The organism is Clostridium sp. DSM 8431 (assembly GCF_900116755.1).
Taxonomy (GTDB): domain Bacteria; phylum Bacillota; class Clostridia; order Clostridiales; family Clostridiaceae; genus Clostridium.
In genome coordinates, this window is the sequence record NZ_FPBY01000021.1 from 16,837 (window position 1) to 29,055 (window position 12,219).

Sequence of the window (12,219 nt, forward strand, 5' to 3'; positions counted from 1 at the left end):
AATAATTATAGCAAAAAACCTACCTACCCTTCCATTATAAATTTATATTTCTACCTATTCTAAATACTATAATTTCAATTACTAAATTATTATGTTACAATTATACTATATACAAATTTTAAAACATTTACAAAGGAGATACATATGAAATCATTTAATGAATTAGGTTTAAGCAATCAGCTTATATTAGGTCTTGAAAAACAGAATATCACAGAGCCTACAAAAATTCAAGAACTTGTAATACCTGAGTCTATTAAAAGCCAAGATATTATTGGAGAATCTTGTACTGGAAGTGGTAAAACCCTTGCATTCTTACTTCCAATATTCCAAAAAATCGATACTTCAAAAAGAGAAATGCAAGCACTTATTCTTGCACCTACTCATGAGCTAGTAATGCAAATTGAAGATCAAATTAAGCTTTTAGCAAAAAATTCTGAAATGCCTGTTACATCACTAGGTATAATTGGTGATGTTAATATTGATAAACAAATAAAAAAATTGAAGGAAGTAAAGCCTCATATTATAGTAGGATCTACAGGAAGAGTTCTTGATCTTATAAAAAAGAAGAAAAAAATTACTGCTCATACTATAAAGACTATTGTTATTGATGAAGCTGACAACTTACTAGACAACACAAGTTCTGCCATGGTTAAGGATGTTATAAAAACAACTATGAGAGACAGACAGCTTATGGTATTTTCAGCTACTATTAATAGCAAAACTTTAAGTACTGCAAAGGAACTTATGAAAGATCCTGTTATTTTAAAGAATGATGAAAAGCAGGCATTAAATCCAAATATTGAACATTTATACATAGAAGTTGATCCAAGAGATAAATTTGAAACTCTTAGAAAACTTATAGCTGCTACAAACCCAACGAAAGCATTAGTTTTTGTAAATAAGGGTTATGAAATTAATATGATAAAGGATAAATTAAATTTCCATAACAAATCATGTTTTGCTATACATAAAGGAATATCAAAGGAACAAAGACAAAATGCTATTGAATCATTTAGAAGAGGGAAAATCAACATTTTAGTTTCTTCAGATATATCTGCAAGAGGACTTGATATAGATAACATTACTCATGTTATAAACTTAGATTTTCCAAAAACATCTAATGAATACCTTCATAGAGCAGGAAGAACTGCTAGAGGGAATAATAGTGGATGTACTATTTCACTTGTTTCTAGCAAAGAAAAAGCAGCTATTAGAATTTACGAAAGAGAATTTGGTATTAAAATTACTAAGAAAAAGTTATCTTATGGACAATTAATATAATTAACTTTTTAAGGGGAGATATTACAAATGAAAATTAAGTTAGGGAATACAACAGTTACTGAAAGGGATCTATTTAATCTTGTAGGAGTTATTTTTAATCTTTCTACTATTATATTAATAGCTGCGTCTATTTTTTCAGGGGTGAATTATTTTCCATATGCTTTTATTACTTTTTTTCTTTCAACTACATTTCATTTCTTTAGTGAAAGAGAAGATAATAAAGATACTAAAAAGAAAAAATAATTTCTTAAAAACAGGGCTTTTAAATAAGTCCTGTTTTTCACTTTATAATATTCTCTTAACTATATGATTTGAAATGATAATTTTTTATTGTCAAACTACTAATAATCTTTTATAATACCATTATACTACTATCAGACTTAATTAACCCAAAATAACTTTTAAATGCTCTCAAATATAAAACTATCCTGTCTTTCTTGTCACTTTTTTATACAAACATACTTTGCATTGGTAGGCAAACGTATGATAAAAATCTTTAAAAATTCAAAAAATAATGAATCATTGTCCATTATTGAAAAGGCAAATAGAGCTAATCTTTTGATGATGCTATTTGCTACTATATTCTATTGTATTAATACCCTTTTGGCATATTCTCCAAAAGATTCACTTACAATAGCATCCTTAGGTATACCAGCTATAGTATTAGCATACATATTGATTAAAAAAAATAGTAACAATCCAATTATATGCTCTTATACTGTACCCCTTGTAATTTTAACAGGATCTATTTTTTATATTTATTTAATTGGTGGATGTACTCAAGCTATAATACTTTTATCAATATGCAGTTTAACAGCATCTTTATACTTTAATACAAAAGTTTTAGTAACAATTAATATAATTGCTTTTATAAGTACAATAATATTACAATTAATTCTTCCATATGGAATCTTAGGACCTACTCTTGATACTGGAACATTTTTTACTTTTGAATTTCTTCAAGTAATTATCATGGTAATCCTTACATGTTCTGCTAACTGGGGAAATCTTATAACAAGAAAAAGTATTGCTAATTTAGAATCTGTTGAAACTTCAAATAATAAAATTAAATCTACTTTAGATACTGTTGATTCAACAAGTAAAGCCCTAACAGATTCTATGAAAAACCTTAATGATTCTATTAATGAAACAAAAAAGGAAGCTAATATTATTACTGAATCTATTAATGAAATTAATCAAAGTATTGAATCTCAAGGTGAAAATATAGACTCTATAGTAAATATGATAGAAAATGCTTCTAAGAAAGCTTCAAATACCTTAAATAGTTCATTTGAGCTTAAAAATTTATCAGATATAATGAATGCATCTACAAAAGAAAATGTTAATCGTATAGATAACACCTTTAACCAAATGAAAGTAATAAGAGAAGCTATTTCTAATACTTCTTCTACTGCTTATGAATTAAAATCAACTATGGATGATATAATTTATGTTCTGCAAGGAATTAAAACAATTTCTGAACAAATAAACTTACTATCATTAAATGCAAGTATAGAAGCTGCAAGAGCTGGTGAACAAGGGAAAGGTTTTGCTGTAGTTGCTTCTGAAGTTTCAAAACTTGCCTATGAGTCTAATGAACTTGCAAATAATATAGAAGCACACTTAAATGAAATAGTAGCAAAAACAAATCAAGTTGCCCTGCAGGCAGAGGATGGACAAACTGCTGCTAAAAAGGGTGAAGAAATATTAAAAGAATCTATTGATAGTTTTAATGAAATTAGTATGCAGTATAATACTATGAATTCTAATATTAATAATGAAGTAAAAAATATTGAAGACATAAACAGATTATTTGAAAATATAACAGATAACATACTTAGTATTTCAGCAATTACAGAGGAACAAATTTCTAAAACTAATGAAATTCTTATATCTCAAAGAAATTCTGAAACTCAAATTAATTGCATATTAAATTCAGCAAATGAAGTAGATAATGAATGTAATACTCTTAATAAGTTATTACATTAGAATATATTTAAAAAGGTGCACTAAATTTAAAGTGCACCTTTTATTCTTAAAGAAATTCCATAACTAGTTCATTACTTCTCTTAATAAACTCACTAAGTTCATCACCATTTAAAGACTTAGTTCCTATTAAAGCTAAGTCAACTAACTGACGGCATATTTTCTGAACCTTTTCCTTAGAATCTTCATTACTACTTAAGTCAATTAACTTTTTAATAATAGGGTTCTTTTCATTAATTACTAAAGTTCTTTCTTCTGGGAAACTCATGCCTCCCATATTTCCACCAAATTGTTTTTGCATTTCAGCCATTCTCCTTGAATATTCAGAAACAAGTATCATAACTGGTGTTTCTTCATTTTTAAGACTTTCTACAGAGTATTCTTTCATTTTATCTCCATATACATTCTTAAATATATCAATTATCTTATTTTTCTCATCTTCTGAAATAACAACTTCTGATTCATCTTTTAAAACATCTGAAAGATCTGAATCTATTCTATTAAATTTAAGCTTAGTATCCTTATATTCAATAAATGATATAAAATTATTATCTATTGTAGTTGTTAAGATAACTGCATCTAAACCATATTCCTTAAATAACTTAATATACTGACTCTGCTTTTCTAAATCACTTACATAGAATACCTTATTTTCATGCTTTTCCTTAGCAGCTTCTAAGTATTCATTTAAAGTTACATACTTATCATTTATTGTTTTATAAATAATTGAATCCTTAATTTTTTCATAGAAGCCCTCATCTTTAATACATCCATACTTAATAAAGATTTGAATATCATCCCAGAACTCATTATATTTTTCTCTATCATTAGTAAATATTGAATTTAATTTGTCTGAAACCTTCTTAACTATATGTTTTGAAATTTTATTTACCTGTCTATCATTTTGAAGGAAACTTCTTGAGACATTTAAAGGTAAATCAGGACAATCAATAGCACCCTTTAATAATAATAAAAATTCTGGAATTACTTCTTTAATATTATCTGCCACGAAAACTTGATTATTAAATAATTTAACCTGTCCTTCAACTAATTCAAATTCATTTTTTAACTTAGGGAAGTAGAGAATACCTTTTAAGTTAAATGGATAGTCAACATTTAAGTGAATCCAAAATAATGGATCTTCAAAGTCATGGAATACCTTTTTATAGAATTCCTTATATTCCTCTTCTGTACATTCACTTGGCTTCTTTAACCATAATGGTGCAATATCATTTAATGCTTTTGGCTCTTCTTTTTCATCCTCTTTATTTTCTTCACATTCATTTATAACAAAAATTTCAGTTGGCATAAATGCACAGTACTTATTTATTATTTCTCTTACCTTGTACTCTTCAAGGAATTCCTTCGAGTCTTCATTAAGAGTAAGAGTTATTATTGTACCTCTTGTTTCCTTATTAGATTCTTCTACTTCATATTCAGTACCACCATCAGAAATCCATCTTACAGCTTTTGCATCCTTTTTATAAGAAAGAGTATCTATCTGCACTCTGTCTGCAGCCATAAATGCTGAATAAAAACCTAATCCAAAATGACCTATAATATCATTTGAATCTCCTATTTTATCTTTGTACTGCTCTACAAAATCCTTTGCTCCTGAAAAAGCTATTTGAGTTATATACTTCTCTACTTCTTCTTCAGTCATACCTAAACCATTATCTTCAAACTTAAGGGTTCCTTTTTCTTTGCTTACAGAAACAAGGATTTTAAAGGATTCATCAGGCTCTTCTAAAGCTTCCCCCATTAAAATAAGTCTTTTATACTTACTTACTGCATCTGAACCATTACTTATTAATTCTCTTATAAATATGTCCTTATCAGAATAAAGCCATTTCTTTATTATAGGAAAAATATTTTCAGTATCTATTGAAATACTTCCTTTTTTATTACTCATATAAATCACTCCCTCAAGGATAATTTTACCTTCTTTGACCTTTTATGTCAAATGTTAAAAGTTAGTAAATTTTATATATATTTTAACAACTAAGTGAGAATATCTTCAGCCTCTCCATCACAGTCTTCTAACTCACCACCTAAAAGTTTTGCTATTGTAGGACCATGATTTATAAGTTTTCCCTCCTCTAAAGTGAGGCCTTCTTTAAAGTCTTTTCCAAGTCCTATAAAGAAGGTAGTATAATTTTCTTTATTAGGACTATAGCCATGTATTCCTCTATATTTATGATTATCTCTTCCTACATCTTCTGCATTAATTTTTTCTATTACATCCCCACCATACTCATCAATAAAGTAATAGCCTTCCTTAGCCTCAAGCATAAATGCTGCATTTTTATCTGCACCTTCTAATATTATTTTTTCATTATCTAAAACTTCCTCAATTCCTGATTCCTTTTCTTTAAAATCATGTAATAACTTTTCAACTGCTTTTTTAGTCCTTTCACTTTTTGGATTTTTCAGATAAATATAAGCAGAACCATCAAGGCTTTTACATATAGCATCATACTCTAATAATTTATTATTTTTTTTAGAAACCTTAATAAAACCTTTATCTACAAATAATTTATTAATTCTTATTACTTTAGACACATCCTTAGCTCCATGATCCCCTAAAATAATTAAATCAGTTTCACTTAGTATATTATTTTTATGAAGACAATCTAATATTTTACCTAGCCTTTCATCCTGCCTTTTTACAGCATCTTTAGCTTCATTACTAGTTGCACCATATAAATGTTTTATTGTATCTACATCTGTAAAATGAACAAGCATTAATTCAGGCTTTTCATTATTTATTGTATCTTCCATACACTTTAATACAAAATTATCTAAATTAGGCTGCTCTATCCCTCTTCTAATACTTCCATATTTCTTATTTAATTTATATTGATAATAAAAGGAACCAGCATATAAAGACATTAATATTTGATTTTGGTGCTTTTTAACAGGAAAAATCTCTGGAAAATTAAATTCTATATCTGCTCTTCCTGTAACAGGCCATAAAATAGAACATGTTCTCATACCTTTTTCCTTTGCTATATCAATAATTGTTTTGCCCTTAATATATTTACTAAACCAATACCAGTTAGGATGTAAATTTCCTTTTTTAAATATTGTATTATCTATAATCCCATGATTTTTAGGATATTTACCTGTTATTATTGTTGTATGTGCAGGATAAGTTAAAGTTGGATAAATTGACTTAACTTTTTTTATATAAGCCCCTTTTTCAATTACTTTTTTAAAGTTTGGCATAAATTTAAGATTCTCTAAATCAGAGGACCCCACTGCATCAAATGAAACTATAATCAGATATTTGCTTTTCATAAATATCCCTCCATCTAATTATATATTACCTGTGTATTATATATTTATGATTTAACTCTTTCAAGTAAAATAGAAAAACCCACACTGAAAGTGTGGGCTTTAATTATTTTAACATCTTATTTTTCTTTAGCTTTAATATATCCTGCAGCAGTTAAATATTCAGCAGATAAAACTCCGCCCCCTGCAGCACCTCTTAAAGTATTGTGTGAAAGACCTATGAACTTATAATCATAAACCTTGTCCTCTCTAAGTCTTCCCATGCTTATTCCCATACCATTTTCATAGTTTTTATCTAATAATGGTTGTGGTCTGTTATCTTCTTCTAAGTATTGAATCATTTGCTTTGGTGCACTTGGAAGATTTGCTGCTAATTCTGGTGCTTTGAAGTTATTCCAAGCATCTATTATTTGCTCCTTAGTTGGCTTTTTATTAAACTTAACAAATACTGCAGCTAAATGTCCATCTAAAACTGGAACTCTTAAACATTGAGTTGTAATTACTGGTCCTTCAGATGGAACTATTTTATCATTTTCTATTTTACCCCAAATTTTTAATGGTTCGTTTTCACTCTTTTCTTCTTCTCCACCGATATAAGGAATTACGTTTCCAACTATTTCTGGGAACTCATTGAATGTTTTTCCTGAACCAGATATTGCTTGGTATGTACAAGCCAATACTTCAACTGGTTCAAATTCTTTAAGTGCAGTTAATGCTGGAACATAACTTTGAATTGAACAGTTTGGCTTAACTGCTATAAATCCATTCTTTGTACCAAGACGTTTCTTTTGAACATCAATTATCTTAGCATGTTCACCATTTAATTCTGGAATTAACATTGGAACGTCAGAAACTCCTCTATTAGCAGAGTTATTAGATACTACTGGAGTTTCACACTTAGCATATCTTTCTTCAAGTTCCTTTGTTTTTTGCTTGTCTAATGAAATAGCACAGAATACAAAATCAACTTGACTACAAATAGCTTCTACATCATCTGCATCCATAACAACCATTTCCTTAACATTTTCAGGAATTGGAGTCTCCATCTTCCATCTTCCTTCAACAGCATCTTCATAAACTTGACCTGCTGATCTCTTACTTGCTGCAAGAACTTTTACTTCAAACCATGGATGATTTTCTAATAGGCATGCAAATCTTTGACCTACCATACCTGTAGCCCCTATAATCCCCACTTTTAACTTATTACTCATTACATATCACCTCAAACTAAATTTGTGTTATTAACTAAGTATATGATATCATTATTTTAATCATTAGTAAAATTGATAATTTGAATTATTTCATTCAATTAATTTGATAAGGAGTGAATATCATGGATTTTCGTCAACTTAATACATTCTTGACTGTAGGAAAGTTACAAAGTTTTACATCTGTTGCTAATGAACTTGGCTATGCTCAGTCAACAATAACTACTCAAATAAAATCACTTGAAGATGAACTTGGCGTTAAATTATTTGATCGTATAGGAAAAAATATTTCATTAACTCATGAAGGAAGAAAACTTATTCCATATGCAAAACAAATGATAAAGTTATCAACAGACATAAAAAATGTAGTATTTCATGATAATAAACCTAATGGTACCTTAACTATAGGGGCAGCTGAGTCTCTATGTGTTATAAGGCTTCCTGAAATATTAAAGGAATACAGACGTCTTTATCCTAATGTTGAAGTATCATTAAAGTTTGGTAGCTGTGCTGACTTTAGACACTATCTAAAAGACAGCATAATAGATGTTGCCTTTTCTCTCGGGCGCAAAATTGAATCTGAAGATTTTATAAGCGAAATAGAAATTGATGAACCTATGCTTTTACTTGCTTATCCAGGTCATCACCTAATAGGAAAAGAAAATGTAACTCCTTGGGATATTCAAAATGAACCGTTAATATTAACTGAAACAGGTTGTAGCTATAGAGCTGCTTTTGAAAATATATTAAGAGAATATAATGTAAAACAAAATCTTGTTCTTGAAACAGGTAGTGTTCAAGCAATAAAACAATTTACAATGAGTGGTCTTGGTATAACCCTTCTTCCAAAGGTTGCTGTAGATGATGAAATTAAATCAGGCAAGCTTATCCCTCTTAATTGGCATGGTCCTGACTTTGGGGTAATATCTCAAGTTATATATCATAAGGACAAATGGATCTCTCCTGCTCTAGCTGCCTTCTTAGAATTATCAAAAAAGTTTCTTATTAATAATAAAGAATAGGCTGTATTTTTAAATAAAGTGATAAGTAAAACTAACTATTCCAATATAGGTGGACGTCCTTTAAAGTTCGTGCTTAAATAAGAATGTTCACCTTTCTTGGCATAACAACTCCATTTTTATAGTGATTGCCCTTAAAAGATTCTTGAAAAAAGGTTTCATCACATTGAATTTTTGCAAGTTTTACATAAATATCTTTGGTTTTCTTTATCCTTACCATTTTTAACTGTGTATTTATTTTTACAATGAGAGCAAATTAATGTTTCTTTATTATTTAAAACATTAATTAAAATGCTTATATTATTAATAATTTCTTTTTAGCTACATTACTTAAAAGCTTTATATTTTCTAAAACTTTAAAATAGTTATCTAATCACAAATCAATCACTTCTCAATAATCATTTATTTAGATATCTGCCTATTTTTATCACTTTTATCCATAATACAGCCTATTTTTCAGGTAAATATTTCTTAAAGTTTATACTTAAGTAAGAATATTAACATTTTATTTTTATTATTTTTTTACATTTAAGCCTATATTTTTCTTTTTAATCAAGATACAACTCTAATAAACAAAATTTTAGCCCATAACATCACTTACAAATTTGTATATTTAATACATTTAATATATAATTATATATACAATCAATATACAAGAAAGGACTAGTGTTATGGATTCTTTGGACAAAACATCTAACAAACAATATAAAGAACCTGATGATTCTTCTAATAATTATTTTAAATCAAAGATAAAACTAAAAAGCTTTGATTATCTTTCGCCACCGTTAGGAGAAGAGGCCATTATAAAAATTAATAACTTTATTGAATCAATTGATAAAATTTATACTTCACCAAAATTAAGAGTAAATGAAAAAGTATGGAGAAAATTATTATCTGATCCTATGGTTGAAAATATGGAATATGGAAAGGTTTTTAAAAAAGAAGTTTTACACTACTTTACAAAGCATTATTATATTCCAGAAAATATATGGGATATAATAGATGTATTATTCTGTTTTAGTACTGATTATTCTCAAGAAAGTGATGATTACTCTTATTCTATTATGCTCTATTCTTTAATAAACAACTTAGATAACTTATCTCCATTAAGTTATGACTTTATAACTGATATAAATGATGATTTGTTTGATATATACATATCTTATAGAGAATTAGTCTACAGAGACTTAAAATTTGGAAATTATAATGACGCCTCAATTAATTTAGATTTAGCTTATGATATATGTGATTATGATCCTGAACTTATACGACTTAATGGCGACTATTTTTCATTAATCCAAAATTTTGATGATGCCATTCCATTTTATGAAAAAGCACTAAGTATTAATAATGAAGATTATGATTCAATAAAAAAATTAAGTAAATGCTTTTTTAAACTAGAAAGATATAACGAAGCAATTCCTTATTTAAATAAATACATAGAAAAAAATCCCAAAAAATATAATATGATTTTATTATTAGCACTTAGTCATTATAGAACTTATAATTTTGTAGAGGCAAAAAAGCTTTTTGATATATTATTTACTAATACATTAAAATATAGATGTCTTGATAATTATGAAAAAAATATAAATAAAAGATTAAAAAGAAAGGGTAAACTTATTGAAGATGACTTTGATTACACCCTTCCCATAGAGGAAAGTCCAAGATTTAAATATATGTATCCAGATGGTTATGTCACTATGAAAGAAAAAAATATTTTTTCTTTAAATAATATTGCTCTTGCAATACTTGTGGTAATAACTGTTTTTCTATTAATTATTCTAATTATAATATTTTTTCAAAATGTAAATTAATATTTTTATTTTAAATATCATATATATTTATTACTTGTATGAACAAATGTAAGCACTAAGTTTTATTTATATTTATATTTATATTTATATTTTTATTTTTGTTTTTTCTTTTAGGGCAATGTAATTATTTTTTAACGCCTTAAATATTTTAGAACTTAATTTTTTTATTTGTTAGGTGTTAAAAAAAATATTTTATGTCAATACTCAAAAAGAGGTGTTTTTTTGAGCAAAGTTATTTATTTATACAATCAAGATAATTTATCATCTAATGAAAAAATATTTAAAATAATTTTAAATTTTTTTCAATCTGTAAGTTCATGTTTAATAATTCAACTATTTAATTTCTTTTTTAATGAATCATTAGACATAAATTCTTCTGTAAATATTTATACACAAAAACTTGATAAAGATAAGAACAATTACGTAAAATTTAATTCATCACTTTCATCAATTAACTTTACTTTGGATGAAAAATATTTATTTTCAATTGAATTTTTGAATAAGCCTAATAGGAATTTTTCTCTTTATTTATTAAAATATGATTTAACTAATGCTCTAGAAGATAGCTATATTATTAATCTTCCAGATGTAAAAATTCTAGAATTAGAAAATGAATATTCATCTTTAGATAACTACAACTATATTACGAAGATATATACTCACTCTTTAAGCTACAAAATACCTGTTTTTAAACTTTATAACTATAGTTTAGATTATATAAAAGACAATAAACTATATATTCTACTTCCCTTATCTATTTTAAGGATATATACAAAAGTATTTAATACTTCAAAAATAGGACTTGTTTCTTCTAACTTTAAAAAAGAAATACTAAATTTAAATAAATCTATAATAAAGGATTTAAATAGCTTTTATATAGAAAAATACTTAACAAAAGAAGATAAATCAATTTTTAAAGATACTATCAACTTAATAAGTGATTGCTATCTTGATTTTCTTTTACTTTAGAAATTAAGGTATACCCGAAATATAATTTTTCAAAATTTCGGGTATTTTTATATCTAATTACTGTAGCTTATGAGTTGTATTTTCTATACAATCTCTTACCCTTTCTAAATCAACATTAGAATCACAAAGAATCTCTAAGTTATTCCTTCCTAAATCTATAAAAACACCATTAACTCCTTCAATAATTTCAAGAGCCCTTTTTAAATTTTCTTTAGCCATTTCATTATTTAATCCTTCAACTATGTATTGATCTTTATTCATCTATATATATCTCCTTTTAGTCTTATAAGAAATAATATATCCAAAAATTATTTTTTAATAAGGCTGTATTATGAATAAAAGTGATAAAATATGTCAATCATCTTAACAAAGATTTTTAAGGAGATGATGTATTTGAATTCGTATAATTACAATGATGTATTAGAAATAATAAAACCTATGAGTAATCCCTCAAAAAGAAAATTAATTATGGATATAAGTAAACTAATTGAATTATCTTCAATTAAAGAAGACTCAAAATTAATTTGCCCTCATTGCCATAATAAATACATAGTTAAAAACGGAAAGAATAAAAATGTTCAAAGGTACCTTTGCAAAACATGCAAAAAATCCTTTGTATCAAGTACTCATACCCCTATTTTT

At 26.7% G+C, this 12,219-nt stretch carries 11 protein-coding genes; 7 read left to right on the plus strand and 4 right to left on the minus strand.

What is annotated here, in order from left to right:
- The first annotated feature begins 144 nt into the window (after positions 1-144).
- From BM384_RS03610 to BM384_RS03620, 3 genes are all read left to right on the plus strand, one after another.
- Entirely contained in the window at positions 145-1,281 is a 1,137-nt protein-coding gene (locus BM384_RS03610; RefSeq protein WP_090011161.1) for a DEAD/DEAH box helicase, read from the plus strand.
- 27 nt (positions 1,282-1,308) lie between these two features.
- Complete coding sequence (locus BM384_RS03615; protein WP_090011163.1) at positions 1,309-1,524, plus strand: hypothetical protein; 216 nt, start codon at positions 1,309-1,311, stop codon at positions 1,522-1,524.
- A gap of 240 nt (positions 1,525-1,764) precedes the next feature.
- Positions 1,765-3,270 (plus strand): methyl-accepting chemotaxis protein, encoded by a 1,506-nt coding sequence (locus BM384_RS03620; RefSeq protein WP_175537269.1) that lies wholly within the window; start codon positions 1,765-1,767, stop codon positions 3,268-3,270.
- Positions 3,271-3,316: 46 nt separating this feature from the next.
- Here the strand turns inward: BM384_RS03620 and htpG are convergent, their stop codons facing one another.
- From htpG to asd, 3 genes are all read right to left on the minus strand, one after another.
- A complete protein-coding gene (gene htpG, locus BM384_RS03625) occupies positions 3,317-5,179 on the minus strand; it encodes a molecular chaperone HtpG (RefSeq protein ID WP_090011167.1) in 1,863 nt (620 codons plus the stop codon).
- Positions 5,180-5,268: 89 nt separating this feature from the next.
- Entirely contained in the window at positions 5,269-6,567 is a 1,299-nt protein-coding gene (locus tag BM384_RS03630) for an alkaline phosphatase family protein (protein WP_090011169.1), read from the minus strand.
- 116 nt (positions 6,568-6,683) lie between these two features.
- Complete coding sequence (asd, locus tag BM384_RS03635; RefSeq protein ID WP_090011171.1) at positions 6,684-7,775, minus strand: aspartate-semialdehyde dehydrogenase; 1,092 nt, start codon at positions 7,773-7,775, stop codon at positions 6,684-6,686.
- 122 nt (positions 7,776-7,897) lie between these two features.
- Between asd and BM384_RS03640 the strand changes: the two genes are divergently transcribed.
- From BM384_RS03640 to BM384_RS03650, 3 genes are all read left to right on the plus strand, one after another.
- On the plus strand, positions 7,898-8,794 hold the full coding sequence (locus tag BM384_RS03640) for a LysR family transcriptional regulator (protein ID WP_090011173.1): 897 nt from the start codon (positions 7,898-7,900) through the stop codon (positions 8,792-8,794).
- 668 nt (positions 8,795-9,462) lie between these two features.
- On the plus strand, positions 9,463-10,608 hold the full coding sequence (locus tag BM384_RS03645) for a tetratricopeptide repeat protein (RefSeq protein WP_090011175.1): 1,146 nt from the start codon (positions 9,463-9,465) through the stop codon (positions 10,606-10,608).
- A 222-nt stretch (positions 10,609-10,830) separates the two neighbouring features.
- A complete protein-coding gene (locus tag BM384_RS03650; RefSeq protein WP_090011177.1) occupies positions 10,831-11,577 on the plus strand; it encodes a hypothetical protein in 747 nt (248 codons plus the stop codon).
- A gap of 57 nt (positions 11,578-11,634) precedes the next feature.
- Here BM384_RS03650 and BM384_RS03655 read toward each other — a convergent pair whose 3' ends face one another.
- A complete protein-coding gene (locus BM384_RS03655) occupies positions 11,635-11,838 on the minus strand; it encodes a hypothetical protein (RefSeq protein WP_090011179.1) in 204 nt (67 codons plus the stop codon).
- A gap of 132 nt (positions 11,839-11,970) precedes the next feature.
- On the opposite strand from BM384_RS03655, the gene BM384_RS17240 reads away from it, so the two are divergent.
- Positions 11,971-12,219, plus strand: a 249-nt coding sequence (locus BM384_RS17240) for an IS1/IS1595 family N-terminal zinc-binding domain-containing protein (protein WP_139232038.1), incomplete at its 3' end; no start/stop codon positions are given.